The organism is Thalassococcus halodurans, from assembly GCF_900108225.1.
Classification (GTDB): Bacteria; Pseudomonadota; Alphaproteobacteria; order Rhodobacterales; family Rhodobacteraceae; genus Thalassococcus; species Thalassococcus halodurans.
This window is the reverse complement of record NZ_FNUZ01000003.1, coordinates 107,950-134,776: the sequence shown is the minus strand read 5'-3', so window position 1 is coordinate 134,776 and position 26,827 is coordinate 107,950. Positions and strand designations below refer to the sequence as shown.

At 58.9% G+C, this 26,827-nt stretch carries 28 protein-coding genes; 15 read left to right on the top strand and 13 right to left on the bottom strand.

Annotated elements, in window-relative coordinates:
• Positions 1 to 69: 69 nt before the first annotated feature.
• The 3 genes from C4S59_RS10590 to C4S59_RS10580 form a co-directional block, all read right to left on the bottom strand.
• Positions 70 to 723, bottom strand: coding sequence for a YggS family pyridoxal phosphate-dependent enzyme (locus C4S59_RS10590; RefSeq protein ID WP_103910480.1), 654 nt, complete (start codon positions 721 to 723; stop codon positions 70 to 72).
• On the bottom strand, positions 714 to 2,183 hold the full coding sequence (locus C4S59_RS10585; protein ID WP_103910479.1) for a tetratricopeptide repeat-containing sulfotransferase family protein: 1,470 nt from the start codon (positions 2,181 to 2,183) through the stop codon (positions 714 to 716). Before C4S59_RS10585 ends, C4S59_RS10590 begins: the two co-directional genes overlap by 10 nt.
• 90 nt (positions 2,184 to 2,273) lie before the next feature.
• Positions 2,274 to 3,344 carry a porin gene (locus C4S59_RS10580; protein WP_103910478.1) on the bottom strand — a complete coding sequence of 357 codons (1,071 nt, stop codon included), beginning with the start codon at positions 3,342 to 3,344 and terminating at the stop codon, positions 2,274 to 2,276.
• Between the two features lie 301 nt (positions 3,345 to 3,645).
• On the opposite strand from C4S59_RS10580, the gene C4S59_RS10575 reads away from it, so the two are divergent.
• Positions 3,646 to 4,143, top strand: coding sequence for a DUF3576 domain-containing protein (locus tag C4S59_RS10575; protein ID WP_407703052.1), 498 nt, complete (start codon positions 3,646 to 3,648; stop codon positions 4,141 to 4,143).
• Positions 4,144 to 4,154: 11 nt separating this feature from the next.
• Here C4S59_RS10575 and C4S59_RS10570 read toward each other — a convergent pair whose 3' ends face one another.
• Positions 4,155 to 5,414, bottom strand: a complete 1,260-nt coding sequence (locus C4S59_RS10570) for a glycosyltransferase (RefSeq protein WP_103910477.1) — start codon at positions 5,412 to 5,414, stop codon at positions 4,155 to 4,157.
• A 197-nt stretch (positions 5,415 to 5,611) separates the two neighbouring features.
• Here C4S59_RS10570 and leuS point away from each other — a divergent pair, with 197 nt between their 5' ends.
• From leuS to C4S59_RS10550, 4 genes are read left to right on the top strand one after another with little or no spacing between them, the layout of a single operon-like run.
• Positions 5,612 to 8,185: a leucine--tRNA ligase gene (gene leuS, locus C4S59_RS10565; RefSeq protein WP_103910476.1), complete on the top strand. Its 2,574-nt coding sequence runs from the start codon at positions 5,612 to 5,614 to the stop codon at positions 8,183 to 8,185.
• Complete coding sequence (gene lptE / locus C4S59_RS10560) at positions 8,172 to 8,660, top strand: LPS assembly lipoprotein LptE (protein WP_103910475.1); 489 nt, start codon at positions 8,172 to 8,174, stop codon at positions 8,658 to 8,660. Before leuS ends, lptE begins: the two co-directional genes overlap by 14 nt.
• A complete protein-coding gene (holA, locus tag C4S59_RS10555) occupies positions 8,657 to 9,685 on the top strand; it encodes a DNA polymerase III subunit delta (RefSeq protein WP_103910474.1) in 1,029 nt (342 codons plus the stop codon). Before lptE ends, holA begins: the two co-directional genes overlap by 4 nt.
• A 20-nt stretch (positions 9,686 to 9,705) precedes the next feature.
• Positions 9,706 to 10,296: a glutathione S-transferase family protein gene (locus C4S59_RS10550; protein ID WP_103910473.1), complete on the top strand. Its 591-nt coding sequence runs from the start codon at positions 9,706 to 9,708 to the stop codon at positions 10,294 to 10,296.
• On the opposite strand, the gene C4S59_RS10545 is transcribed toward C4S59_RS10550, so the two are convergent.
• Positions 10,272 to 11,489, bottom strand: coding sequence for a TIGR03862 family flavoprotein (locus C4S59_RS10545; RefSeq protein WP_103910472.1), 1,218 nt, complete (start codon positions 11,487 to 11,489; stop codon positions 10,272 to 10,274). The two genes, C4S59_RS10550 and C4S59_RS10545, sit on opposite strands and share 25 nt — an antisense overlap.
• A gap of 69 nt (positions 11,490 to 11,558) precedes the next feature.
• Between C4S59_RS10545 and C4S59_RS10540 the strand changes: the two genes are divergently transcribed.
• On the top strand, positions 11,559 to 11,858 hold the full coding sequence (locus C4S59_RS10540; protein ID WP_103910471.1) for an HNH endonuclease family protein: 300 nt from the start codon (positions 11,559 to 11,561) through the stop codon (positions 11,856 to 11,858).
• Here the strand turns inward: C4S59_RS10540 and C4S59_RS10535 are convergent, their stop codons facing one another.
• The 3 genes from C4S59_RS10535 to ubiA are packed head-to-tail and all read right to left on the bottom strand — an operon-like array spanning position 11,859 to position 15,105.
• Positions 11,859 to 12,185 (bottom strand): hypothetical protein, encoded by a 327-nt coding sequence (locus C4S59_RS10535; protein WP_103910470.1) that lies wholly within the window; start codon positions 12,183 to 12,185, stop codon positions 11,859 to 11,861.
• On the bottom strand, positions 12,172 to 14,088 hold the full coding sequence (locus tag C4S59_RS10530; RefSeq protein WP_103910469.1) for an OmpA family protein: 1,917 nt from the start codon (positions 14,086 to 14,088) through the stop codon (positions 12,172 to 12,174). The genes C4S59_RS10535 and C4S59_RS10530 overlap by 14 nt, the downstream gene beginning before the upstream one ends.
• Before the next feature lie 57 nt (positions 14,089 to 14,145).
• Positions 14,146 to 15,105 carry a 4-hydroxybenzoate octaprenyltransferase gene (gene ubiA, locus C4S59_RS10525; protein WP_103910468.1) on the bottom strand — a complete coding sequence of 320 codons (960 nt, stop codon included), beginning with the start codon at positions 15,103 to 15,105 and terminating at the stop codon, positions 14,146 to 14,148.
• Positions 15,106 to 15,117: 12 nt separating this feature from the next.
• Between ubiA and C4S59_RS10520 the strand changes: the two genes are divergently transcribed.
• From C4S59_RS10520 to C4S59_RS10505, 4 genes are all read left to right on the top strand, one after another.
• Positions 15,118 to 15,843 (top strand): 16S rRNA (uracil(1498)-N(3))-methyltransferase, encoded by a 726-nt coding sequence (locus C4S59_RS10520; protein ID WP_103910467.1) that lies wholly within the window; start codon positions 15,118 to 15,120, stop codon positions 15,841 to 15,843.
• Positions 15,843 to 16,700, top strand: coding sequence for a GNAT family N-acetyltransferase (locus C4S59_RS10515; RefSeq protein ID WP_103910466.1), 858 nt, complete (start codon positions 15,843 to 15,845; stop codon positions 16,698 to 16,700). The genes C4S59_RS10520 and C4S59_RS10515 overlap by 1 nt, the downstream gene beginning before the upstream one ends.
• Complete coding sequence (locus C4S59_RS10510) at positions 16,691 to 17,218, top strand: hypothetical protein (RefSeq protein WP_103910465.1); 528 nt, start codon at positions 16,691 to 16,693, stop codon at positions 17,216 to 17,218. The genes C4S59_RS10515 and C4S59_RS10510 overlap by 10 nt, the downstream gene beginning before the upstream one ends.
• A gap of 67 nt (positions 17,219 to 17,285) precedes the next feature.
• Positions 17,286 to 18,656: a glutamate--cysteine ligase gene (locus C4S59_RS10505; RefSeq protein ID WP_103910464.1), complete on the top strand. Its 1,371-nt coding sequence runs from the start codon at positions 17,286 to 17,288 to the stop codon at positions 18,654 to 18,656.
• A 45-nt stretch (positions 18,657 to 18,701) separates the two neighbouring features.
• Here the strand turns inward: C4S59_RS10505 and C4S59_RS10500 are convergent, their stop codons facing one another.
• The 4 genes from C4S59_RS10500 to C4S59_RS10485 all read right to left on the bottom strand — a co-directional run bounded on the left by C4S59_RS10500 (position 18,702) and on the right by C4S59_RS10485 (position 22,250).
• Positions 18,702 to 20,273 carry a gamma-glutamyltransferase family protein gene (locus C4S59_RS10500; protein WP_103910463.1) on the bottom strand — a complete coding sequence of 524 codons (1,572 nt, stop codon included), beginning with the start codon at positions 20,271 to 20,273 and terminating at the stop codon, positions 18,702 to 18,704.
• A gap of 229 nt (positions 20,274 to 20,502) precedes the next feature.
• On the bottom strand, positions 20,503 to 20,979 hold the full coding sequence (locus C4S59_RS10495) for an ATP-binding protein (protein ID WP_103910462.1): 477 nt from the start codon (positions 20,977 to 20,979) through the stop codon (positions 20,503 to 20,505).
• Positions 20,969 to 21,307, bottom strand: a complete 339-nt coding sequence (locus C4S59_RS10490; protein WP_103910461.1) for an STAS domain-containing protein — start codon at positions 21,305 to 21,307, stop codon at positions 20,969 to 20,971. The genes C4S59_RS10495 and C4S59_RS10490 overlap by 11 nt, the downstream gene beginning before the upstream one ends.
• A 70-nt stretch (positions 21,308 to 21,377) precedes the next feature.
• The gene (locus C4S59_RS10485; RefSeq protein WP_103910460.1) at positions 21,378 to 22,250 is read right to left on the bottom strand and encodes a zinc-ribbon domain-containing protein; all 873 of its coding nucleotides are present in this window, start codon (positions 22,248 to 22,250) and stop codon (positions 21,378 to 21,380) included.
• Between the two features lie 181 nt (positions 22,251 to 22,431).
• Between C4S59_RS10485 and C4S59_RS10480 the strand changes: the two genes are divergently transcribed.
• The 5 genes from C4S59_RS10480 to C4S59_RS10460 all read left to right on the top strand — a co-directional run bounded on the left by C4S59_RS10480 (position 22,432) and on the right by C4S59_RS10460 (position 25,827).
• The gene (locus tag C4S59_RS10480) at positions 22,432 to 23,109 is read left to right on the top strand and encodes a cell division ATP-binding protein FtsE (protein ID WP_103910459.1); all 678 of its coding nucleotides are present in this window, start codon (positions 22,432 to 22,434) and stop codon (positions 23,107 to 23,109) included.
• 8 nt (positions 23,110 to 23,117) lie between these two features.
• Positions 23,118 to 24,011: a cell division protein FtsX gene (locus tag C4S59_RS10475; RefSeq protein ID WP_103910458.1), complete on the top strand. Its 894-nt coding sequence runs from the start codon at positions 23,118 to 23,120 to the stop codon at positions 24,009 to 24,011.
• Complete coding sequence (locus C4S59_RS10470; RefSeq protein ID WP_103910457.1) at positions 24,011 to 24,754, top strand: lysophospholipid acyltransferase family protein; 744 nt, start codon at positions 24,011 to 24,013, stop codon at positions 24,752 to 24,754. The genes C4S59_RS10475 and C4S59_RS10470 overlap by 1 nt, the downstream gene beginning before the upstream one ends.
• Positions 24,732 to 25,334, top strand: coding sequence for a pyridoxamine 5'-phosphate oxidase family protein (locus C4S59_RS10465; protein ID WP_103910456.1), 603 nt, complete (start codon positions 24,732 to 24,734; stop codon positions 25,332 to 25,334). Before C4S59_RS10470 ends, C4S59_RS10465 begins: the two co-directional genes overlap by 23 nt.
• Positions 25,335 to 25,473: 139 nt before the next feature.
• Positions 25,474 to 25,827: an antibiotic biosynthesis monooxygenase family protein gene (locus C4S59_RS10460; RefSeq protein WP_103910455.1), complete on the top strand. Its 354-nt coding sequence runs from the start codon at positions 25,474 to 25,476 to the stop codon at positions 25,825 to 25,827.
• Here C4S59_RS10460 and C4S59_RS10455 read toward each other — a convergent pair.
• Positions 25,818 to 26,621, bottom strand: a complete 804-nt coding sequence (locus C4S59_RS10455; RefSeq protein WP_103910454.1) for an undecaprenyl-diphosphate phosphatase — start codon at positions 26,619 to 26,621, stop codon at positions 25,818 to 25,820. The genes C4S59_RS10460 and C4S59_RS10455 overlap by 10 nt on opposite strands.
• Positions 26,622 to 26,827 lie beyond the last annotated feature (206 nt).

Sequence of the window (26,827 nt, the reverse complement as noted above, 5' to 3'; positions counted from 1 at the left end):
AATACGGTTTCGCGGGCCTTATAGGCCTGCTTTTACGGCCTGTCACCTGCTGCAAAGCAGCACAGGCGGTTAGTCGTAGACACGTTCGCCAAAGATGGCAGAACCGACACGCACATGGGTAGCGCCAAAGGCAATCGCCTGCTCGAAATCGCCAGACATTCCCATGCTCAGGCCGGTGATGCCGTTGCGTTCGGCGATCTTGGCCAACAGCGAGAAATGCAGGGACGGCGTTTCATCCACCGGCGGGATGCACATCAGGCCGCGGATCGACAAATCCAGATCCCGGCATTCCTTGATGAACGCATCCGCGTCGGCGGGCATGACGCCAGCCTTTTGCTCTTCCTCGCCAGTGTTGACCTGCAGGAACAGCTCGGGGCAGTGGCCCAGTTCCTGTGCTAGACGGGCGATGGCATGGGCCAGCTTCGGGCGGTCCACGGAATGGATCGCATCAAACAGTTCCATCGCGACGCGTGCCTTGTTGGTCTGAAGCGGGCCCAGCAGATGCAAAGACACTCCGTCATAGCGTTCCTTGAACGCAGGCCATTTGCCCTGCGCCTCCTGCACGCGGTTTTCACCGAAGACACGGTGCCCTTCGTCCAGAACCGCCTCGACCCGTTCCAGCGGCTGTATCTTGGACACGGCAATCAGTTCAACCGAACCGGCCGCACGGCCAGCCTCGGCTTCGGCCTTGGCAATACGATCCTTGATGTCGCTTAGACCCACGGATCATCCCCCCACTCTTCGATGAACGGCTGAAGGTCTTTCTCGTACCGCTTCCACGCCTGCGACGAACCCTTGTTGATCGGCTGACGCACCTGCGCGACAGACAGCGTTTTCACACGGTTCTTAGCTTTGTGGAACTCAAGACAAGCGTCTTCCCATTCAAGCCCCGCCGCATCAATCAACGCGCGCGCCTGATTTTCGGGGTCAGCCACGAGCTGGTCGTAATAAACCTCATAAATCCGCTCGGGCATACGTTCTTTCCAATGCTCGACATTTTTGCGGAAGGCTTTGATGGCTTTCGCGATTTCGGGCAAGCTATTCGCATAACGGTGCGAGCCCAGCTTGAACATGTTCTTATAAATCGAGATCGCAATGTCGCGCGCATCGCGCTGTACGACGATGAATTTGGCTTGCGGCATTGCCGTTGCGAGGTAGCCGTAAATCACATCTGCGCGGATGGATTTGTCAGTGATGACACCCGACTTCGCACCTGTATCGCGCTGCATCAGTTTGATGAAAGTTTCGGCATACAGGCGCAGCTCTTCTTCCGTGCAAAGGTGCAGCGGTTTCGGGTCATTATTTGCAATTGGCAGGTTTGTGGTCCGATTGAAAATAATCCCAAGTTCGCCACCCGCTGTGGCATTCGAATGAGCCGCGATGATTTGTTCTGTCAGTGTTGTACCCGAGCGGGGCATGCCAGTGACAAAAACAGGGGTGACGGGCGATTCAAAGTCGATCGGCTTCAGATCACCCTTCAGCTGTTTTTCGTAAAACACGTCGTGGATGACATTTTGCTTTTCTTCTTTGATCGGAGCCAGTTCAGCTTGGAGGGCATTCGCCGCGTTTAGGTGATCGAATACCTGATCGAACTTTTTCTGGTCTTCCAACGCCTTGGCCATCGCGTAGTGGCCTTGCATGAGCTCACGTTTATCGGCCTTTTTACTCTTTAGGAGTTTTCCTAAAGTTTTAAGTGTTGGCTCATTTTCTGGCACCTTCATGCCAGTATAGAAAGTTTTGTAAAGATTCCCGGACAGTGGGCTATTTTTTATCAATTTTCGAAAGCGCACTTGAGCCTCTTCAAAGCGGCCCAGTCGCTGAAGGTACGCTGCTTTCTTGGTAGCAACCTTCTTCTTGTTGGGGGAAATCAGAGCAAGATGGTCGTGTGCCTCTAGAGCCTGGTCATATTCACCTAGGTCATCGAATAAGTCGATTAGAGTTTCGACAAGACCTGGTTCAGTTGGCTTCAGTTCCAGTGCTTTCTTTAAGTACTCAAACTGCTTTGTGCGTTCGCCCTTTTCATATGCGACGCGTGAAAGCTGATAGTGGATTTCTGGAGAGTTTGGTTGTTCCATTAAAAGCTTGGTGAAACCCAGGCGGGCTTCCTCAGGAAAGCCATTGTTCAATTTCTCAAGGGCACTACGGTACTCTGTTTTAATGCGCGCGACAACGTCCTGTGACATTTATCTCTCCAAACTCTTTTCCTTCATGTCCCAAAAGAAAAGAGCGGGCGCAAGGCCCGCTCTTAACTGATGTCCTAATCTCAGGTGAGATTAGAAGGACATGCCCAGACCCAGGGAGAAGGAGTCGTACTGAACTTCGTCGTCACCCAGTTCTACAGTGCTGGACCCGTAGCCAGCTTTTGCCGACAGACCGCCACCCAGGTCGTATGCAACTGCCAGACCATAGCCGGTTACGTCATGGTCTTCGACGCCTGCGAAGTTTTCATAGGCGCCGTAGTTGAAGCCAACTGCCAGAGCGTTTGCTTCGTAACCCAGACCCAGACCCATGTGCGTGGTGTTTTCCAGGCCATCGAGGTCGTAATCTGTGGACGAGTAGTTCAGACCTGCAGAGAAACCGTTTGCGAAGCCAGCTGTTACGCCAACACCGATGATTTCTGCGTCAGATACGAATGCGAAGCCTGCGCCGTTCAGCGTCGCCATGGGCGCGAACGCCATGTTCTCACCTGTCTGGTAACCCAGACCAGCTGTGACTGCGATGCCGTTGAAGTCGCCGGAGTACTTAACGCCAACACCGATGATGTTGTCGTCGGAAGCACCGTCGTCCATTTGCTCAGCGGACAGGGACAGTGTGAACGCGTCGAATGCGTAGTCGAAGCGTGCAACTTGACCGTCGCCTTTGCCGTCGAAGCCGGAGTTACCGTTGTAACCTGCGTTTTCTTCGTCGTCGTTGATCGAGCCGCCAGCCATCAGAACTTCAGGCATAGCTGCGTCGAACGCACCGTCTGTGTCGCCCATTGTCAGGGTCGCGCCACCGTAGGAAACGAAGATTGTTTCGCCGCCCTGTGTCGCCGGAGCGAATGCTGCGTTCTCGTCCAGATCAACAGTTGCACCGAAGGAGATGCCACCGTCTGTTTCGCCGGACATTTTGAATGTGACGTCGATGTCTGTGAAGAACTGTGTATCGCCTTCTGTTTCGGTTGTTGTAACCGATGTCAAAGTTACGACGGCGGACGATACTACCGTGGTTGTGGTGTTGATGTTGATGTTGGCGCTACCGGAGTTGAAGATACCCATTTCCGCCATACCGGAAATGGAAACCTCTGCCGACGCGATGCCAGCGGATGCGACCAGCGCTGTGGAAGCAAGAAGAATCTTTTTCATTTTTTCCCTCATGTGTTCGTAAGGCACGTACCAATCCGGATACCCGGCCTTGATGGCATGATCTATGCGCCTTTGACCGCCAAGGGTGCAACCCGCGCGGACAATCCGCGGCTAACAAGCTTTTTGATGATGCACATTTGCCACAAGCAATGCGACTGCCGTTCTGTGCGGAGTAAAAACACTATAGATTGTAAGTGCTGTTTACGTTTCCGGCCCTTTTCATCTTGATCTTGTCGCAGCCCCGCAGCCACTGTAAGGAAGGTTTGACCGGAAAATTGCGGCGAGAGCGGGGAAATTCATAATGCAGCGTTTTGCTAAAGGCCTTTGTCTGACACTTGCTTTGGTCTCGGTCGCGGGATGCGGAATGTTTCAGCGTGGGGGCGCCCAGCAACCTGTAAATACCCGTTCTGCCGATGAAATCATGGATCAGGAAGTTTACGGTGAGGCCGGCGCGCCCACATCCACGATCTGGGATATCTTCAAGCCGCGGTCGGATGAAAAGGTTGGTTCGGTCAACCGCTACATCTGGAATGCGGCGCTTGAAACGCTTGATTTCCTGCCGATTGAATCGGTCGATCCGTTCACTGGCGTTATCACAACAGGCTATGGCACACCTCCGGGTGGTGGCCGTGCCTACCGCGCGACAATCTACGTCTCGGACCCTGCGCTGGATGCGCGTTCGTTGAACGTGGCGCTGATGACCCGCAGCGGCCCTGTCAGCACGGCAACAACCCGCGCAATCGAAGACGCCATTCTGACCCGTGCGCGCCAGCTGCGTGACCGCGACTCGCGCTTCTAAACCAAACTGACTTAATCTTGGGGACGTCGCCCTGCCGTTTCGGCAAGGGCGTCGACCCATGCAAGCTGTCTGGGCAGGCAAATTTGCTTCAGATCGTAGTTCTCTTGCACAAACGCGCGCGCCGCTGCGCCCAAAGCCCTACGTTGCGTGCCGTTCTCTAGCAGATCAACCACGGTTTTGGTCAAAGTGTCTTTGTCGAAGAAATCCACCAGCAGGCCGGTTTCGCCATCCTTGATCACTTCTTTCACCGGTGCCGTGCTGCTGGCCACGATGGCGCATTCCGCGCTCATGGCTTCCAGCAAGGACCAGCTAAGAACAAACGGATAGGTCAGATAGACATGCACGCGGCTGACCTGCAGCATCGACAGAAAACGCGGGTAGGGGACGCGGCCAAGGAAATGCACGCGGGCCCAGTCGGCGTCTGAAATCTGTGGGCGCACTTCATCAATGTAGATTTGCTTCCACGTTTTACCGTCCGGCGCTTTGGCGCCATAGCTCACCTCGTCCCCGCCTAGCAGAACAACATGTGCCTTGGGCCGCGCCGCCAGCAACGCGGGCAGGCTGCGCATAAAGATGTGATAGCCGCGATAGGGTTCGAGGTTGCGGTTGATAAAGGTGATCACCTCATCATCGCGGCTCAGGATGCGGCCATCCGTGACCTCTAGCCTTGCCTGCGGATTGGGAATCACCTGATCGGTGTCGATCCCGTCATGGGAAACGGTCAGACGATCCTGCCAGTGACTGGGAAAGGTTTCGGCCTGAAAGCGCGTCGGGCTGATTCCGGCGTCCATCACCTCTTCGTGCAGCCGGTTGTTCAGGTTTTTCATGCGGATGCGCTGGGTGTCGGCAACCGGCTGTTTCGGAAAGAATTCAGGGTCGAAGCGCGTAAATGTCTCGTCCGTCTGATGATACAGCTCGCAATACAGCCCCAGTTTTGCGTCGGGCCAGACATCTTTCAGAAACAGGCTTTCGCCCCAACCGTGATGGGCCAGAATGACATCCGGCTCGTACCCCTGCTTTTTCAACTGCAACGCGGCGCGCAAACACGATGTGCCGCGGATCAGCTTGGTTTCGAAATCTTGAAGCCACGGGTGCATGCCCTTGGTGCTTTGGCCCTGCACTTTATAGGGGATCAGCCGCACACCGTTCCAAACGCCGACCTTGTCCACCTTGGGGGTCAGCGCCATCACCTCGTCCCCGCGCGCAGCCAAAGCGGGGGCCAGATGTTTGTACTGTCCCGGAAAGTTCTGGTGGATACAGAGAATCTTCATTTTTGGTGTACTCGCGACCTGCCTTGCCGCAATCTCGCACGCAGATTTGAAAAAACCAAACCGCCTTTGCGCATTTCATCCCGACTGTCGCTTTGGCGTCAGCCCGTCAATTACGGCTTAGCACTGGACGTCGCCCCTTAGCCGCCCTATCACCCAAGCCCGAAAACGCATTGAATTCGCGTCGCAGAGGAAGAGCCATGTCGCGTTACGCACCCGCCGAGATCGAACCAAAGTGGCAAGCTGCCTGGGATCAGGCCGAAACCTTCAAAGCCGTGCGCTCTGAAGACAAGCCCAAGTATTATGTGCTTGAGATGTTCCCTTATCCGTCGGGCCGCATCCACATCGGTCACGTCCGCAACTACACCATGGGCGATGTGATCGCGCGCTATAAACTGGCGACAGGCCACAACGTTCTGCACCCGATGGGCTTTGACGCCTTCGGGATGCCTGCGGAAAACGCGGCGATGGCGTCGAACGGCCACCCTAAAACGTGGACCTACGACAACATCGACACGATGGTTGCCCAGATGAAACCGCTTGGCTTTGGTCTGGACTGGTCGCGCATGTTCGCCACCTGCGATCCGGAATACTACGGCCAGCAGCAGGCGCTATTCCTTGATTTCCTTGAAAAAGGTCTGGTCTACCGCAAGAACGCTGTCGTGAACTGGGACCCGGTCGATATGACGGTTCTGGCGAACGAGCAGGTTGAAAACGGTCGTGGCTGGCGCTCGGGTGCGCTGGTTGAACGCCGCGAACTGACGCAGTGGTTCTTCAAGATTTCCGACTATTCCAACGAATTGCTGGAAGCGCTGGACACGCTGGACAACTGGCCTGCCAAGGTCAAACTGATGCAAGCCAACTGGATCGGCAAATCGCGCGGTCTTCAGTTTGCATTCTCGACCATCGACGGACCCGAGGCACACAACCGGATCGAGGTGTACACAACACGCCCCGATACGCTGATGGGGGCGTCGTTCGTTGGTATTTCGCCCGATCACCCGCTGGCGCGTGATCTGGAAAAAGACAACGCCGAGATCGCGGAATTCTGCGCGGAATGCCGCCGCATGGGCACGTCCGAGGAAGAGCTGGAAAAGGCCGAAAAGCGCGGCTTTGATACCGGCATCCGCGTGCGTCACCCGTTTGATACGTCGTGGGAACTGCCCATCTACATCGCCAACTTCATTCTGATGGACTACGGCACAGGCGCGATCTTTGGTTGCCCTGCACACGACCAGCGTGACCTTGATTTCGCGCGCAAATACGACCTGCCCGTCGCATCCGTGTTCGAACCGGTCACACCCGACGACAGCTTTGCCAAGCCGGAAGACGGCGGTCCGGCCTATGTGCCGTCCAAGCCCGATCCCGTGCGTTACGTCAAAGGCTTTGCCGGAGAAGAGGTGCAGACAGGCAATGAAGGCATCGATACCGCCGTTGATTTCTGCGAAGCCAATGGTGTGGGCCACGGCGTAACCAAGTTCCGCCTGCGCGACTGGGGCCTGTCCCGTCAGCGCTATTGGGGCTGCCCGATTCCGGTCGTTCATTGTGACGACTGCGGCGTGGTGCCTGAAAAGAAAGAAAACCTGCCCGTTCAGCTGCCCGACGACGTGACATTCGACGTCCCCGGCAACCCGCTGGATCGTCACCCCACATGGCGCGATTGCACCTGCCCGTCCTGTGGCAAGCCCGCCCAGCGTGAAACGGACACGATGGACACCTTTGTGGATTCGTCGTGGTACTTTGCCCGTTTCACCGCGCCCCGCGCCGAAACGCCGACCGATCTGGCCGAGGCCGAATATTGGATGAACGTCGATCAATATATCGGCGGCATCGAGCACGCGATTCTGCACCTGCTGTATTCGCGCTTCTTCGCGCGGGCGATGCAGATGACCGGCCACCTGCCGGCGAAATCCAGTGAACCGTTCAATGCGCTGTTCACTCAGGGCATGGTGACCCACGCGATCTACCAGACCAAAGGCGACGACGGTCGCCCCGTTTATCACTACCCCGAAGAGGTGGAGCTGAAGGACGGCAAAGCGTTCCTGAAAGACGGCGGCGCCGAGGTCGAGGTGATTCCGTCGGCCAAGATGTCGAAGTCCAAAAACAACGTGGTCGATCCCGTGGCGATCATCGGTGAATACGGTGCCGATACCGCCCGTTGGTTCGTCCTGTCCGATTCCCCGCCCGAGCGGGATGTGGAATGGACGGCCTCTGGTGCGGAAGCTGCGAACAAACACCTTGGCCGCGTCTACCGCATCGCGCTGGAAGCCTCGCAAAATGAGGAAGCAGCGAATGACGCCGACAAAGACCTGCTGCGCGAAATGCACAAGGCGATCCATGATGTGACCCAAGGTGTCGAAACCTTTGGCTTTAACGCGGCCATCGCGCGTCTTTACGGCTTCACCAACACCCTGTCCAAATCCAAGGCAGGCGGTGACGCGAAACGTCAGGCGGCCAAGGCGCTGGCCCAGTTGATGGCCCCGATGACACCGCACCTGTCGGAAGAAATCTGGTCGCTTCTGGGGGGCGAAGGCCTGATTGCCAATGCCGACTGGCCCGTGGCCGATCCCGCTATGTTGATCGACGATGAGGTCACCATGCCCATCCAGATCAACGGCAAACGCCGCGCTGAAATCTCGGTTCCGAAAGATCTGGACAAGGCCGAGGTTGAAAAGCTGGCGCTGGCAAACGATGCTGTGGTCAAAGCGCTGGATGGCGCTGCACCGAAAAAGATCATCGTTGTGCCGGGGCGGATTGTGAATGTGGTCGTATAACCGACGGATACTGCTGGTCAGCGCCTTGGCGCTGGCCGGTTGCGGGTTCACCCCCGCCTATGGCCCACAAGGCAGTGGCAGCGCCCTTTTGGGCGCGATCGCCTTGGAAGAGCCCGCAGATCGCAACGAATACATCTTGAACCGCAGGCTGGAAGAACGGTTGGGCCGCGCCACGACGCCGCGCTATTCGCTGAAAACCGTTTTGACAACGGGTGAAAACGCTCTTGGCTCTACCTCGACAGGGTCAAACAACCGTTCCAACTTAGACGCCAAAGTGTCGTACGATTTGATCGATCAAACCACAGGCCAATCCGTGCACAGCCATGCGGTCAGCAGCTTTGTGGGCTATTCCACCAGCGGATCGAACGTGTCCACCTTTGCATCCCAACGCGACGCAATGGAACGCTTGATGACCATTCTGGCTGATCAGATCGTGGATCAACTGACGCTGATCGAGCCCGACCAACTGCCATGAAGCTGTCTGCCCGCGACGCATCTTCCTATTTCGCCAAGCCCGATCCCGATAAGGCGGGCCTGCTGATCTACGGCGAAGATGCGATGCGCGTGGCGTTGAAACGCCAGCAGGTCATCGCCGCTTTGGTCGGCCCGAAGGGCGAGGCGGAAATGCGCCTGACCCGCATTCCAGCAGGCGATTTGCGCAAGGACCCCGCCCAACTGATCGACGCGATCAAGGCGCAGGGGTTTTTCCCCGGTCCGCGCGTGGCCTTTGTCGAAGGCGCAACAGATCAGGCCGCCGCCGACGCCGTGAAAAACGCGATGGAAGATTGGGCACCGGGCGATGCGCAGATCATTGTGACCGCAGGCATGCTCAAGGCCACATCCAAGCTGCGCAAACTGTTCGAAGCGCATCCCAGCGCTTACGCGGTCGGTATCTATAACGATCCGCCCACGCGGGACGAAATCGAATCTGATCTGAAAAAATCAAGGCTGACCAATCTGGACCGCGCGGCGATGGACGCGATCATGGCCCTGTCGCGCGAACTCGACCCCGGTGATTTCCGTCAGACCGTTGAAAAGGTCGCGCTGTATAAGCTGGGCGATGACGCGCCGCTGACACCGGATGAGGTCGCGCTGATGGCGCCCACCTCGACCGAGGCCGAGGTCGATGACATCCTGCATGTCGTCGCCGAAGGCCGTGCCACAGAAATCGGCCCCGTGATGCAACGGCTCGAAGCGCAAGGCGCAAATGCCGTGACGCTTGTCATCATGGCGACCCGCCATTTCCGCGCTTTGCATATGGCCGCCTCTGATCCCGGTGGGGCCGCTGCCGGAATCGCCCGCATGCGCCCGCCGATCTTTGGCCCACGCCGCGACCGGATGCTGCGTCAGGCGCAGGGCTGGGGCATGATGAAGCTGGAACAGGCGCTGAAAATCCTGACAGATACGGATTTGACGTTACGTTCCGCCGGTCAGAAAGCACCGGCTATGGCCTTGGTCGAACGTTCGCTCATACGATTGGCGATGTTGGCGAAACGCTGACGCCGATCAGGGAGGAAACGATGGGCTACACGGTTGTCGGGTCACGCAAGACCCGTGCTTTTCGCGTTTTGTGGGCAATGGAAGAACTGGGCTTGGCCTACGACCATATCCCCGCGCTGCCCGCCAGTGATGAAATCCGCGCGGTGTCACCCCTTGGCAAAGTGCCTGCGTTGAAAGACGGCGACGACGTGATCTGCGATTCCGTCGCGATCATGACCTATCTGGCCGACAAACACGGCGGTCTGACCCATCCGGCAGGCACCATCGCCCGCGCCCGTCAGGATGCCTGGACCAACCGGATCATCGATGAACTGGACGCGCTTTTGTGGACGGCGGCGCGACATACGTTTGTACTGCCCAAGGATCAGCGCGTGCCCGAGGTGAAGGAAAGCCTGAAGCCCGAATTCGACCGGAATATCCAGCGCATTGCGGCTGAAATTGACGGGCCGTTTCTGGCGGGCGACATGCTGACCATTCCTGATATTCTGCTTCTGCACTGTGGGTCGTGGGCGCTGGCGGCCAAATTCCCGCCGCTGCCGGACAAAATCAAAGCCAACGCCAAGGTGCTGATGCAGCGCCCTGCCTATCAAAAGGCCGCGGCACTGCCCTGATCTGCGATCCAGCGGGCCGCATGTTGGCCCGCCCATAGGCCTGTCGCAAAGCAGGCGGTCAGCAGGTAGCCGCCTGTGGGCGCGTCCCAATCCAGCATTTCACCGGCGGCAAACACGCCGGGCATGTCTGTCAGCATCAGGCCGTCATTCATCGCCTCAAATGGAATCCCGCCCGAGGTCGAGATTGCCTCATCCGTCGGGCGCAGGGTGGCGTTGGTGATGGGGAGCGCCTTGACCAACTTGGCCACATCCTGCGGCGCATCGGGCAGGGGGCGTGCATATTCCATCAGCAGCGCCAGTTTCGCCGAATCAAGCCGCAGCGCCTTGCGCAAGGCGTTGGATTTGCTGTCCTTGCCACGGGGTTTTGACAGGCGTTTGGTAATGGCCTCTTCGGTCACATCCGGCATCAGATCGATGTGCAGCGTCGCGCCTTTGCGCAGGGCAGGGGCAAGCGGATAAATTCCGCCGCCTTCCAACCCTTTGGCGCTGATCACCGCCTCACCACGGTTTTCCATATCGCCTGCAAGGAAACGCGCGTTCTTGATGGGGCTGCCAAAATTTTTCGCCATGTGGGGCGACCATGGAACGGTCAGGCCGACGTTTGACGGACCGAAGGATACTTTCGGTATACCTTTTTTATTCAATGTATTAGCCCACTCGCCGTCCGACCCCAACCGCCGCCAGCTCGCACCGCCCATCGCAAGGACCATGGCTTTCGCCCGCACCGACACCCTACCATCAGGCGTGTCGAAAACTGCCGCGCCGTCCTTCCAGCCGGTCCAGCGCCAGCGGGTGTTTACCGTCACGCCCATCCCGTCCAGTCGCGCCAACCACGCGCGCAACAGGGGAGAGGCCTTCATTACTTTGGGAAAAACACGGCCCGTTGAGCCGGTGAACACCTCTTGTCCCAACCCTTGCGCCCAGTTCGCCACGTCCTCGGGCCTGACGCGTTCGATCATCGGGCGCAGCGCATCGGCATGGGGGCCGTAGTGGGCCATGAAGGCGTCAAAGGGCTCGGCCTTGGTCAGGTTCAGACCGGATTTACCCGCCATCAGGAATTTCCGCGCCACGGACGGTTTCTGATCCGCCACCAGCACCGAATATCCAGCATCGGCCAAGGCATCCGCCGCCATCAAACCCGCAGGTCCGGCGCCGATCACCAGCGCGTCTGTTGTGATGTCCTGCAAGGTCATTCGGCTTGATCTTTCGCTATTCCGCGCCAGACTCATGGGCCGGAACGACCTAGCACACAAGAGGGGGCGATGTCCGATCCTGATCCGATTTGCCCGCTATGCCTGCGTCCGATCCCGGCAGATGCCAAGCAAAGCCTGCATCACCTGATCCCGCGGCTGCGCGGGGGCAAGGGCGGGCCGACGGTGTTGCTGCACCAGATTTGCCACAACGAAATCCATGCGACCTTTACGGAAACTGAACTGGCACGCGAGTTCAATACGCCCGAGGCGCTGCGGGCGCATCCGAGGATGGAGGGGTTTCTGAAATGGGTGGCTAAACGCCCGCCGAATTTCCACAAACGCAGCGCCGGAGGCCGGCGCAAGCGGTAGTTAGTGGTTCTGCATCCGCTCGACGTAGCTGCGCAGTTCTTCGGCCTCGTGACGGGCTTCGCGCAGGCCTTCCATCGCGGCGGACAGTTCGGCTTCGGTCTGGGTCAGCTGGTTGGTCAGTTCCGCTTCGCGCTGCTGAAGATAGGTGATCGCCTGATCACGGGTTTCTTCGGCCTCGTGCAGTTCCTGGCTCATTTTCTCAAGCTCGTTCACGTCGGCCTGACTGACGCGTGTGAAACGGTGCACCAGCCAGTTTGCGAACCAACCAAGGCAAAACGCTACAAACAGGATAATCGCGGTTGCGATGATAAATTCAGTTCTGTTCACTGTCCGATCCTTCACCGGCGTCAGTCGCCGTAACACCTTCTGCCTGATCTGATGTACCTTCTTCAACGGTTTCATCAGCATTTTCCGTCGATTCTTGTTCAATCAGGCGGAATTCAATGCGGCGGTTTGCTTCGCGACCCTCTTCGGTGTCATTTGTGGCGATTGGATTGACCTCGCCATAGCCTTTGGCCCGATAGCTGGACGTGAACACGCGACGGTCACGCAGTGCGTTCAGAACCGATTGCGCCCGTTCCTGCGACAGCTGTTCGTTCATCAATTCGCGGCCCTGACTGTCGGTGTGGCCCTGAATTTCCAGCGGAATGTCACCGCACAGCGTCAGAAGTTCGGCCAGTTCATCCAGAATGTCCTTGGCCGACAAATCGAGTGTCGCGGAACCCGGTTCAAAGGTGATCTTGCGGTCGCCGATGATGGTGGTGATCTGCGCTACGCATTCTTCTGGTGTCGGGATGCCAAGCGTCGGGTCCAGCTTTTCCTTGTAGGTCAGGTTCAGCACAAAGCTGTCGGCGCCCAGTTTATCGGCCAGCACGCCTGCGATGTTGGCCTCGGCGTTCTGGTCGCCTGTATCGCCGGTGACCTGCATCTGTTCGGGGGTCACAACGATTGAACCATTGGCCAGCATCGACAGAACCTCAAGCCCGGCCAGAACGCGGCTGGACCAGTCGGCGGGCAGGTCGGGATCAACCCGTGTGCCGACGGTCACGTCAGACGACGTGAACCGCGCGCGGGCATAGTTTTCGGCAGTGCTGCGCGCGGTTTCAGAGTTGATGCGGCCGCGCAGTTGCACAGTGCCCTCGGGCGAACGTGTGGCGACGAATTCGATCGGGCCCTGATCCTTTTCGGGATCGGGCGTTTCCGGCAGAACCGCATCCAGAACGAAGGCTTCGGGAAGTGCGTTTTCCAGTTTGCCGACCACCGTGTCGAAAAGCGCGGCTTCGGTACCTTCCAAAGCCAAAAGCGCGATGTCGGCGTTGGTAAAGGTCACTTCGCCACCACCCAGATCACCCACAGCTTTGATCGCGGCTGAGGTCGCCTTGCCCCATTCCTTGGAAGGTGAACCCAGTGCGATCTGGCAGGTTGCGTCGCCTTCTAGACCGGCGGCTTTGGCGGCGGCCAGAATTTGGTCGCGGGCGGCCTCAGTATTGGCCGTGCAGCTGTCAAAGCCCGTGGCGTCGGCCGTCTTGGTGAAACGCAGCACAAAGGGCGTGACTACGGGGCGTGGGGCCTCAAGATCCAGTTCTAGGGTGATTTCTTCCGGCGCGGTACGTGTCAGCAGACCTTCGATCCGGTCTTTCGCTGCGGCGCTGTCGGTCATGGCTTTGACGGCGACAACCTCGGCGTTGATCGAGATTTTCGAACGCGGAAGCTCTTCTAGCGCGCGGGTCGAAAAGCGAATGGCGCGATCCCAGCCGTCGGGCGTGGGGAAGTTCGCCATTTCAAGCAGGTTCGATACGTTGTTTTCGCCGCCGGCGATATCGGTGACGATTTCGATGAAGTTGTCGATTTCGTAGTTGGTGGGCACCAGACCGATCAGGGAAATCTTTTCATCGTTGCGCAGGATTTCGATGGAAAAATCGGGCGCTTCCAATGCGGCGCTGTCGGCGACTTGCAGCTCGTCGATCACGCGCGCGGCGTCTACTACCGTACCGGCCAGAGACAGGGCGCGGAACCTTTCGGCTTCTGTCGGGGCGGTGCCGATCACAAAGACCTGCAGGCCGTTCGCATCGACCGAGGCCCATGTCACGCCATCATCCGCCAACCTGCTTTCAACGCCCGCGATCGAACTTTCTTCGACCAGCCTGACGGAAAAGTAAGCGGCGATGAAAGACACAGCGGCGGCAGCCAGAAAAGTGCCGACTACGATAAAAAGCGAAGACAGACGCATAGATGCCCCGACATTAATTAACCGCTTTCTGATAGGCCCTTGGGCAGGTTTCCGCAATCAAAGCATCAGCGCGACGGCGAAAATCAGCACAGGGATCAATCCGGCATCGCGGTTTGACCGGAAGAGGCCGATCAACACGTCGTTGTTTTCGGTGTCCAGCCTGCCCAACTGCCACCACAGGTGCCAGCCCATCAACCAAGGCCCGAAGATCGCGATCAGCATGGTGATCATCTCGGCGTCCGGCACGGCGGCGATGACCGCCATCGCCATCAGCGACACAGTGGCCACAAGGAACCACGACAGGTAACGGGGCGAGTCGTCGCCAAAAAGTCGCGCGGTGGATTTGATGCCGATCAGCGCGTCGTCCTCGGTGTCTTGGTGGGCATAGATCGTGTCGTAGAACAGCGTCCACGCGATGCCCGCCAGATACAGCAGAATCGGTGGCCAGCCCAGGCTGCCGGTGTGTGCGGCCCATGCCAGCAACGCGCCCCAGTTGAACGCGATGCCCAGAAAGACCTGCGGCCACCATGTGAACCGTTTCGCAAACGGGTAGATCGCAACCGGCACCAGCGACACAACGCCCAGCAGAATCGCGGTTTTGTTGAATGTCAGCAGAATGCCCAAGGCGATAAACGCCTGAAGCGCGGTCCACACCACGGCTTTGATCACTGGCACCTGACCAGACGGAATCGGGCGCAGCGCCGTGCGTTCCACCGATCCATCAAAGTCGCGGTCGGTGATGTCGTTCCAAGTACAGCCCGCACCTCGCATCAGCACCGCGCCGAATGCGCAGCCGATGAAAATCCACGCGTCATGCCAGCTGACGGTTCCGGTTGAGATCATTGCCAGCAACAGCCCCCACCAGCAGGGCAGCAGCAAAAGCCACGTGCCAATCGGGCGGTCCAGACGGGACAGACGGAAAAACGGCTTCACCGGGTTTGGTGCAAAGCGGTCAACCCAGTTGTCTTTTACGGCATCTGCGATTTGGCCCACTGGCGCTTTTGATGTGTCGGACATAAGTTCCGCTCCATGGCAAGGATCAGGCTTTTTGTAGAGCACCCCCTTGGGGAGGCACAACAGGTTCCGCTGTCGCGGGAACAGGCACATTACCTTTTCGGGGTGATGCGGCTGTCCGTGGGCAATGAAGTGGCGCTTTTTAACGGCACAGACGGCGAATGGCTGGCCGATGTGGCCGAGGCGGGCAAACGCGGGGGCACGCTGGCCTGCCGCGAACAGTCGCAGCCGCAATGGATGCCACCCGATCTGACGCTCTACTTTGCGCCGATCAAAAAGGCGCGGACCGATTTTATCGTCGAAAAAGCGGTGGAAATGGGCGTGCGCCGCATCGTGCCGGTGCAGACCGATTTCACCAATTCCGAACGTGTGCGTCAGGACCGGCTTCAGGCCCACGCGGTTGAGGCGGCCGAGCAATGCGGTGCAGTGTATGTGCCCGAGGTCGCCGCATTGGCCAAACTGGGTCAGGTGCTGCGCGACTGGCCTGACGATGCGCAACTGATGTTCTGTGACGAGGCATTGGCAGGACAGGAGCAAAAGGCTGACTTCGGGGCGCAACCCAAAGACGTGCCTTGGGGCATTCTGATTGGTCCCGAAGGCGGGTTTTCCGACGCGGAACGGGCGCGCCTGCACGGTATGGCGCAATCGGTTCCTGTCCGACTTGGCCCGCGCATCCTGCGGGCGGACACGGCGGCGGTTGCAGCGCTGACGATTTGGCAAACCACCTACGGCGACTGGTGATGCACCGGATCGCCCAACCCGGCGATGAGGCGCGGCTTGATGCGTTTCTGGCGCAGCGACCGGCCTCGGCGATGTTCCTACGGTCGAATCTTGCCGCGCATGGGTTAAGCGGGGCAGGGCATGACCACGCGACGACCTATCACCTGTGGGAAAAAGACGGACAGATCGTGGGTGTGTTCGGGATTACGCAAAACCAGAACACCATGGTGCAGTTTCCCGACGATGCTTTGCACGATCAAATCTGCGCTGACCTACCGCGTGTTTTGGCAGGCCAGCCGATTGCCGTGATGATCGGCCTGTCGTCCGAGGCTCAGATGGCACTGGACGCTTTGGGGCTATCCGATCCGGACCTTTATAAGTTGAATCATGATGAGCCCTTGTTCGAAGTGGCTTTGACGGGTTTCCAAGACGAGCTGAGCAACCTGCGCCGACCAGAGGCGCGCGACTTTGATCTGCTGAACACTTGGTTCAACGGCTACTTCAAAGACACAGGTCTGGAATCCGATCCTGCCAAGCGCACGGCCGAGGCACTGACACGCGCCGAGCGCGCTATTCGGGGCGAAGATATCTGGCTGCTGTGCGATCGGTTGGGCCTGCCACTGGCGATGGCGGGCCTGAACGCGCGGATTCCGGACACTGTGCAAGTCGGCGGGGTCTACGTGCCCATCCAAAATCGCAACCGTGGTCTGGGGCGCGCTGTTGTGGCTAAAATCCTGAGCCACGAAGCCAGCCAAGGCACCAAACGGGCAATCCTGTTTTCCAACAATGACGCCGCATCGCGGGCCTATGAGGCCATCGGCTTTGAACAGATCGGCACCTTCCGCGTCGCAATCCTGAAGGAGCCCGCATGTCTTTGATACGACCCGAAGCACAGGCCACGATCAAACGCTGGTCCGAGGCGCTGGCCGGTTTGGCCTTGATCGCGCTGGGCCTTTATTGGGCGCTGGGTGCGGTCGGCTGGCTGTTGAACGCGTTGGGCTGGGTCGTGGCAATCGCCGGTGCGGTGCTGGGCTTTGCCGGTATCCAGCGCGCGCGGTTCCGGCAAACGGGCGCTGGCCCCGGTATGGTCGAAATCATCGAAGGCCGCGTGCGCTATTTCGGGCCACTGTCTGGCGGCGTGGTCGATCTGGGCGATCTGCACGAACTGCGCCTTGATCCCAGTCAATTTCCCGCCCATTGGGTGCTGATCCACGACGGTGCGCCACTGGAAATTCCGCTGAATGCCGATGGCTCGGACGCGCTGTTTGATGCCTTTGCGCTGCTGCCCGGATTGAAAACCGAAATGATGCTGCGCGAGATGGAGCGCAAACCTGCACACCCTGTTGTGATCTGGCGCAGGCCTTCTGAGGTAATTACCCCCGATAGGCTGCATTGACACCTCGGCCATTTCTGACCATGGCTTGGGACTACTACTAACGAACGAAGTCTCGGAGCGCGATCTGATGTCTATTCCCCAGTCCGGCGGCGGACCCATCGAACATCATGACCAGTTGGCCGAGTATCTCGAAAAAGGCTGTAAACCCAAAGCGGATTGGCGCATCGGGACCGAGCATGAAAAGTTCGGCTATCTGAAAGACACGCTTGAACCGCTGCCCTATGACGGCCCCCGTTCGGTGCGTGCCGTTCTGGAAGGTCTGCGTGACCGCCATGGATGGAACCCGATTTCCGAGGCCGGCCATATCATCGGTCTGGAAAAAGACGGCGCGAACGTGTCGCTTGAACCGGGTGGTCAGTTGGAACTGTCCGGTGCCCCGCTTGAGACGATTCACCAGACCTGTGACGAGGTGAACGAACACCTGAAGCAGGTCAAAGACGTGGCAGACGATCTGAATGTTGGGTTCATCGGCCTTGGCGCCGCCCCGATCTGGAGCCACGACGACATGCCGATGATGCCCAAGGGGCGTTACCGGTTGATGACCAATTACATGGACAAGGTCGGCACCATGGGCAAATCCATGATGTACCGGACCTGCACCGTTCAGGTGAACCTCGACTTCTCGACCGAGGCCGACATGGTGCAAAAGATGCGCGTCGCCTTGGCATTGCAGCCGGTCGCCGTGTCCCTGTTCGCGAACTCGCCCTTCTTTGATGGTAAGCCCAACGGCCACAAATCGTGGCGTAGCCGCGTGTGGCGCGATCTGGATGCGGCGCGGACCGGCATGCTGCCGTTTGTGTTCGAAGACGGTTTCGGGTTCGAGGCATGGGTGCAGTACGCTTTGGATGTGCCGATGTACTTCGTCTATCGTGACGGCAAATACATCGATGCGCTGGGCCAGTCCTTCCGTGACTTCCTGAAAGGCGAACTGCCCGCATTGCCCGGCGAAAAGCCGACGCTGTCCGATTGGGCCGACCACCTGACGACAATCTTCCCCGAAGCACGGATGAAGAAATTCATCGAAATGCGCGGGGCCGATGGTGGCCCGTGGCGTCGTCTGTGCGCCTTGCCTGCGTTCTGGGTGGGTCTGATGTACGACCAGACCGCGCTGGATGCGGCATGGGACATTGCCAAAACACTTGATGCGGAAACGCGCGAGGCCCTGCGCGTGGCGGCATCGGTAGATGGCCTGCAGGCGGTGGCCGGCGGCGTGAAAATGTCGGAACTGGCCGCCGAAGTGCTGAAAATTTCCGAGGCTGGCCTGAAGGCCCGCGCCATGAAGGGCGCAGGTGGCTTGCTGCCGGATGAAACCCACTTCCTGAACGCGCTGAAGGAATCCATCGAAACCGGACAGGTGCCGGCGGATGAGCTGATGGCGAAGTATAACGGGGAATGGGATGGCGATATCAGCAAGATATACTCTGAGTATTCTTACTGATATCAAAAGATTGCCAGCCGAACGCCCTGTCCGGCTGGCCCTTGATCAATAGCCCAGTGCGCAGCCGTCTTTGCGCGGGTCGGACGCCCCTTCCAGCAAACCACTGTCGTGAATGACAATCGCCTGCGCGCCACCGATGGCGGTGTCGGGCACGATGACGTTGTGGCCCTTGTCGGCCAGTTCCTGACGGACTGCATCGGAATAGCCACGCTCGACCGATAGGGTATCCCCCTCGGCGAAAGAGCGCGGTGCATCCAAGGCGGACTGCGGGTCCATTCCGTAATCAACCATGTTGGTCACGACGCGCCCGTGGCCGTTGGCCTGATACTGGCCGCCCATGACGCCGAAAGGCATAGTCTGGCCCGCACCGCGCAGAAGGCCCGGAATGATCGTGTGCATCGGGCGTTTGCCCGGCGCCATTTCGTTCGGGTGGCCTTCTTCCAGCGAAAAGCCCGCGCCGCGGTTGTGGAACAGGATGCCGAACTTTTCAGACGCAAGGCCCGAGCCGAAGCTGTGGAAGATCGAATAGATCAGCGACACGGCCATTCGGTCTTTGTCGACCACGGTGATGTAGATCGTGTCCTTGTGGACTGCTTCCGAGATGTCCGTGGCCGATTTCATCGCGCGGTTCGGATCGATCAGCGCCGCAAGGTCGCGGGCTGTGTCCATCGATGTCATGTGATCCAGCCGCGTCATATAGTCGAAATCGCTCATGAACCGGTTGCGGGTGTCGTAGGCCAGTTTCGTGGCTTCGGCCTCGATATGGGCGCGCTGGGTGCCGAACGGGTCCATCGATGCCAGATCGAACTGGGACAGGATGTTCAGCAGCAGGATCGCGGTCGCGCCCTGACCGTTCGGCGGATGCTCAAGCAGTTCGCGGTCTTTGTAGGTGCCGCTGATCGGGGCCGCGATGGTGGTTTTTGCTGCAGCGAAATCGTCCATCGTTTGGGTGCCGCCGGCAGCCTGAAGCGAGGCAACCATGTCTTCGGCCACTTCGCCGGTGTAGAAGGCGTCGCGCCCGTCTTTGGCGATCCGGCGCAGCACCTCGGCCTGACCGGGCAAGGCAAAGATATCGCCGGTCTGGGGTGTTTTGCCGTTCAGCAGGAAATGCGTGCGTCCATGTCCCGTCAGGCGTTCGCAGCCCGATTGCAGGTCAAACGCAACGCGCGGGGCGATGGGCACACCGCTGTCCATGTAGCGGATGGCTGGTGCAAGGCTGTCGGCCAGCCCGAGTTTGCCCCATGTTCCAGACATATGGCAGAACGCGTCGATCGCACCGGGGATGGTGACGGCGTCGGGCGTGCCAAGGGGCACCGTTTTATGACCGGCCTCGCGCAGGCTAGCGGCGTTCATGCCTGCCGCCGCGCGGCCCGACCCGTTGACGGCAACTACATCTTCACCGGGTTTCGAGATCAGCGCAAAACAGTCGCCGCCGATCCCCGTCATTTGCGGTTCGCACAACCCCAGAAGAACAGCGCCGGCAATGGCGGCGTCCACGGCGTTGCCGCCGCTTTCCAGTATCGAGACTGCGGCCTTTGCGGCCAGCGGATGCGACGTGGCGCACATGCCATTGGTCGCGAACACGGCCGAGCGGCCGGGTTTGTGAAAATCGCGCATGTTATGAGGACCTCCCTAGTTCCGCGCTCAAGATAGACGCGGGAATTTCGAGGTCAATCGTCTGAAATGTGGGGGAGGTATGTGGTCCTCGACGCCGTGCACTGGGTGGGGGCTGTTATACACGACGTCGAGGGAAGCTATATGCAGCTACAGATTTATTGTTGCCCAAACAATCTGTTCCCAATTTGTGAGGACAAAGGCATTTTTAAGGCGAAACGCATTTTGTGCCTCAATTTGCAGGTCCACGAGAGAATTCTAGTGTCAAAACATTCATTTCGCCGCATCTTTCGTAGGTTTGGGACCGCGAAAGAGACTTGATCATGAACCAGCCGAATCCGCCTTCGGGCAGGTCGATGGGGTCTGGTGCGGCGCCCTCGGGCAATTGAAACCCCGGCATTGCGCGGCCGTCATCCGTCAGAACCGCGCGAATGGTCGTGACACCAACCGTCAAAGCGATCCGGATTTCGCCGCTGTCCAAATTTGCAAACCCGTGTTCGACAATATTGTTCAGCGCTTCGGTCAGGGCGATGCTGCAATTTTGATGGTCGTCGGCTGGCAGTTGGTGGGCCGCCAGATGGTTGTCGATCTTCAGGCTCGTGTTCCGCACGGCAAGGAAGTCCGGTTCCATAACCGTTTCGAAAGCCGACCCGCGTCCGTGGGGTTTGATGGTTTCGTCCTGCACCATGAGCGCCGTATCAGCCAGCATCGTAGGTCATGGCCGTCGCCATGTCGGTGTAGATGGCAAAGATTGTGTCCATCCGCGTCAGGCGGAACACCTTGTCGACGGCGGGTTTCAACGCGGCAAGATCAAGTTTCTGTCCGTCATTCAGTTGCTTCATCGACGCGACAATCGCGCCAAGGCCGCTTGAGTCGACAAAGTCCACCTGCCCCAGATCCAGCACGCATCTATCCGGCCCTTCACGGGTCAGTTCGCGCATCCCGTCCTTGAACTGGATCGCCGCCGCCGCATCGACACGGGATGCGTTGACGCGAATGACCAGTGTTTCGCCAAGTTGTTCGCTTTGTAAGTCCATTCCGTGCTCCGTCTTGCTGTACGGGCACAGGATAGAACCACTTCGTTACCAAGCAGTTTGCATGACTAACTTAGTTTTCAGGAGTTTGCGCGGGTTCGTCAGGCGTGGCCTCGGAGCTGAGACCATCCAGCTTTTGCAACAAAGCTGCGATCTGGTCATCGAGCCAGATACGGCCTGTGTCCACCTTGGCCACATAGGCATCAAGAGTGGGGGCAACCTGCGGAAAGCTTTCCTTTATTTGCGGCGCAAAGACATAGGCCAACGCACCAATCGCGAACAGCAGAACCACATAGGCAAAGCCACGGAAGAACCCGCCGCCGGATGTGTCTTCGTCCTCGACCGGACTGCCTTGCGGCGTTTCGCCGGGCTGTCTGTCGTCCGATGCGCGCAAAGTCGAATTGATTTCGTCGATGTCCGGCAGCAGGTCGCGGCGCGACGTGGCAGAGGCCAGTGCCTCGGATGCTGCGGCGGTGGATGCTGCTTCGACCACGGGTGGCTGGTTATATTCTTCGGCGGCGCTTTCACCGCGAATGCGGCGCATGCGTTCGCGCGCCTGCCGCTGGCGGCGGGACAGATCATCTTCGTCCGGATCCATCAGGCCAAGGTCCGGTTGGCTTTCAAGTCCACCGGCATCTTCCGCGCGGCGGCGTGTTTCAAGCTCGGCCTCTTCGCGCAGAACGTCGGCGACTGACGGGTCGAGGCCACGGCGCACGGGTGCTGCGGCTTCTTCTTCGGGTTCGTCGTAATCTTCTGGTTCCGGTTCGGGGTCCCAATTGGGGGTTTCTTCGACCTCGGGTTCCGGCTCGACCATCACCTCGTCATCAGGATGCATCTGAAACCATGTGTGCCCACAGTTCGAACACTGGACGTCACGCCCCCCTTCCGGGATCACATCCGCCGGCACTTCGTATTGTGCATCACAGTTAGGGCATGTCAGCCGCATAATAGTCCCCAGCCATTTCTGGCACTTATTGCCTGATTTGCACTTACCTTAAGGATGCATATGCATCTGGAAAAGTCCCATTTCGGTTTGCGTGACATTGAAAATGTCGCGTTGCTGCGGCACAACGTGCTGAATTCGGGACGCCCGATGCAAATCGCGCGGCGAAAGAGCAGGTGCTTAAGTGATCGAGTTTGAGAACGTAGCCTATAGTTATGGCGGCGGAGAGCTGCTGAGCGACATCTCGATGCAGCTTGTGCCGGGCTCGTTCCATTTTCTGACCGGTCCGTCCGGATCAGGCAAAACCACGCTGTTGAAATTGTGCTACGGCGCGTTGATCCCGACAGCTGGCCACTTACGGATTTTTGGCGAAGACGTTGCCATGCTGGGCCGTGATGACGTGGCCATGGCGCGGCGCAAGATCGGTGTGGTGCATCAGGATTGCCAGTTTCTGGATCATCTGTCGGTTTTGGATAACGTGGCTTTGCCGCTGCAGGTGTCGGATCAGGACACGGCCGAGGCGATGGCCGATATCGGCGAACTCATGTCTTGGGTCGGTTTGACGAACCGCGCTCATGCCTTGCCACCGGAACTGTCCGGTGGTGAACGTCAACGCGCCGCGCTGGCACGGGCGGTGATCATGTCGCCGGATGTCATTCTGGCGGACGAGCCCACAGGCAACGTTGATTGGGAAATGTCGCAACGTTTGCTACGCCTGTTGATCGAACTGAACCGCATGGGCAAAACCGTGATGATCGCGACCCATGATCTGGGTCTGATCCGTGCGGCTAAATCGCAGGTGCAGGCGCGTGTGTTGCGGATTTCGAACCGTCGTTTGCAATTGGCGGGGGCGGATCTTTGAGAGTTTCGATGGAAGATATCCGCAGCCTTCTGCGCGGCGACGCGGCGCACGACAGGATCGTACCGCCCACGGGCTACACCGTTCGCCTGACACTATTCAGCGCGGCGGCTATGGCGTTTCTGGCGGTCTTTGCGCTGGCGCTGTCGCTGGCGGCGGACCGTCTGGCGGATCGCTGGTCGGATGCCTTGGCCAAAGGCGCAACATTGCGCATCTCGGCCGCGCCGGAAGAACTGGACGCCCAAGTGGCCGCGGCCATGGCGGTGTTGGACACCACACCGGGTGTCGCATCGGCCCGAGTTCTAAGCGACGACGAACAGCGTGCCCTGCTAGAGCCGTGGTTCGGACCGGACCTGCCGATCGAGACACTGCGCGTGCCGCAGCTGATCGCTGTGTCCGAGACGGATGAAGGGTTCGACGCAGGTGGTCTGCGCCTGCGTTTGTCCGCAGAAGTGCCTGGCGCGGTGCTGGATGACCACGCCCGTTGGCGCAAGCCGCTGTTGGCGGCGGCTGGCGGGCTGCGCTGGTTGGGTTGGATTGCGCTTGTATTGATCATGGGGGCCACGGCGGCCATGGTGACGCTGGCGGCCAACGCGGCGCTGGCGGCGAATGCGCAGATCATTGCGGTTTTGCGGTTGGTGGGCGCGACCGATGCCTATATCGCGGCGGCCTTTGTGCGACGTTTCACGCTGCGCGCATTGGGCGGTGCGGCGGCAGGAACGCTTGTGGGAATGATTGCGGTCACCCTAATGCCGGACACCGGCGATACGGGCGGCGTTTTGACGGGGTTGGGCTTTCGCGGGTTCGACTGGATCTGGCCACTTGTGGTGCCTGTACTGGCAGCGGCTGTGGCCTTCTTTGCAACGAAATCCGCGGCCAAGCGGGTGCTTGAGGATCTTGCCTGATGAAATACGCAATTCAGTGGCTGCGGTCGGCGTTCTACGAAATCCACGTCTATCTGATGATGGCTGTCATCGGGATCGCGTTCTTTCCTTGGGCGCTGGTGTCGCCCAAGGGCGCGCGGGTGGCGTGCATGACCTACGCCCGCTATGCGATCTGGTCCTTGGGCTGGATGACCGGCGTCAAAGCCGAAGTGCGGGGCACACCGCCAACGGATGAGGTGCTGATCGCCGCTAAACACCAGTCTTTCCTCGATATCCTGATGATCTTTGCCGCTGTGCCGTCGGGCAAGTTCATCATGAAGCGCGAATTGATGTTCGTGCCCTTTATCGGGGTCTACGGCTATCGCATCGGCTGTGTTCCTGTGAACCGTGGCAAGCGTGGTCAGGCAATCCGTAAGATGGTGTCAGACGTGGCCAAGGGGCTGACGGCCCCCGGACAATTGATCATCTATTCCCAAGGCACGCGCACCGCCCCGGGCGTGAAAATGCCCTATAAGGTGGGCTCTGCGGTTTTGTACGACCAGCTTGGTCAGGACTGCGTGCCTGTGGCGACGAACGCGGGCCTTTTCTGGTCGCGGCGCGGTATTTACAAGAAACCCGGTACGGCAGTGGTTGAATTCCTGCCTCGGATCGAGTCCGGTATGAGGAAGAACGAATTTCTTTCTGAACTGGAAGTCAGGGTCGAAACGGCCTCTGACAATTTGATGCGCGAGGCGGGATTTGATGTGGACAATCACAACGCTTGAAGACCTTCACAGCCTGTACGGAGAGCCAGCGCCCGCGTCGCTGAGCAAAGTCGCGGATCGCCTGACACCGCTTTACACCCGCTGGATCGAAGCATCGCGGTTCTGCATCGTGAGCACCGTGGCTGAAGAGGGTACCGACGCGAGCCCGCGAGGCGATGACGGACCTGTGGCGCGGATTGCCGATCCGAAAACAATCCTGATCCCGGACTGGCGCGGGAACAACCGGCTGGACACGCTGCGCAATCTGGTTCGGGACCCGCGAATTTCGCTGATGTTTATGATCACAGGCGAGAAAAACGTTGTGCGCGTGAACGGGCAGGCAGTGGTTTCGAAAGACCCTGCGTTGTTGGAAAGCTTCGAACAACGCGGCAAGCATCCGGCGACGGTGATCGTGATTGACGTCGGTGAGGTGTATTTCCAATGCGCCAAGGCGATCATGCGGTCAGGTTTGTGGGGGCAGGAACCCATTGAAGGCGTGCCGACGGCGGGGGATTTGATTGCGGAAATGACCAAAGGCCGTGCTGGCGGGCGCGAGTATGACGCGACCTATGAGAAAAACGCGAAAGAGCGGATGTGGTAGGTTTCGATTTGGCTTTGCCAAAGCGACCGGAGCGGGGGCGCTGCCCCCGCACCCCTGGAGTATTTAGGGACAGATGAAAGCGGCTGGTTTGCTGTGTTGATTTCTGGCTAACTGCCGCCGGGGCAGGGAGGACATGACCATGATCGCCATTATTTTCGAGGTTCAGCCAGCGGACGGAAAGCGGGATGAATATCTGGATATCGCGGCCGCGATGCGGCCGTTGGTGCATGAGGTTGAGGGGTTTATTTCCGTCGAGCGGTTCGAGAGCCTGACCAACCCGGGTAAGCTGTTGTCGATTTCGTTCTTTGAGGACGAGGCCGCTGTGGACCGTTGGCGTCAATTGACCGCGCATCGTGGGGCGCAGGCCAAGGGGCGGGGTGGGGTTTTTGCCGATTACCGTCTGAAGGTGTGCCACGTCCTGCGGGACTACGGCATGTTTGATCGCGATGATGCGCCAAAGGATTCACGCGTGGCGCATGGCGATCAGGAATAGCCGATCCAGAGCAGGATTGCGCCAAGGATAACGCGGTAGATGACGTAGGGCGTGAAGCTGACCGAGCGCAGCAGACGCATCATCAGGGTCAGCGCGGCCAGTGCTGCCGCAAAGGCCATGAGCGCGGCAATGCCTGCGTCGCGTAGAAGTGCCATGTCTGCCTGACCAACGACGTCTGCGCCCAGCAGGACGCCCGAGGCCGCGATGGTTGGGATCGACATCAGCATGGCCAGACGCGCCGCGTCGCTGCGTTCGTAGCCCAGTTGGCGGGCGGCAGTGATGGTGATGCCGGAGCGCGATGTGCCGGGGATCAGGGCGAGGCACTGCCACAGGCCCATGGTCAGGGCGTGGCGCAGGGTCCAGTCCTGTGCTTCGCGGGTTTCGGCGCCTGTCCGGTCTGCCCAATAAAGGACAAGGCCGAAGACCAGCATCGTCCAGCCGATCACGGTGATCGACCGCATCGCTTCGTCCAGGCCCGACAGTTTGAGCGCCAGACCCACGATGATCACGGGAATCGTTGCGATCAAAAGGCAGAGTGCGAGGAACGCGCCGTCTGTATCGAGCTTACCCATCAGCATGCGGGGCGTGCCGATCAGGGCCTGTTTCACATCGCCCCAAAAGTACAGAATGACCGCAAAAAGTGTGCCCACGTGGACAGCGACGTCCAGCGCAAGGCCCTGATCTTCCATTCCGGTCAGGCCCGGCAGCAGGATCAGATGGCCCGACGACGAGATGGGCAAAAACTCGGTTATGCCTTGAATCAACGCGAGAATCAGCAAATGGGCATAGGTCATCAAAAGGCTCCGATGGGCATGTTCGGCTGTATAAAACCTTTTGTTTTTTAGCAAAGCGCTAATATAGGTCCGATTTGCGACCTAATTTTGCTGCACTGCAATAGAAATTCAAATATATCTTGCGAGAAAATCTTTATTTAGGTAAGTCGTGCTGACTTTTCTTTCAGAGCGCCCTTGAGTATAGGGAGCGTCTAGTCCGCAATTCA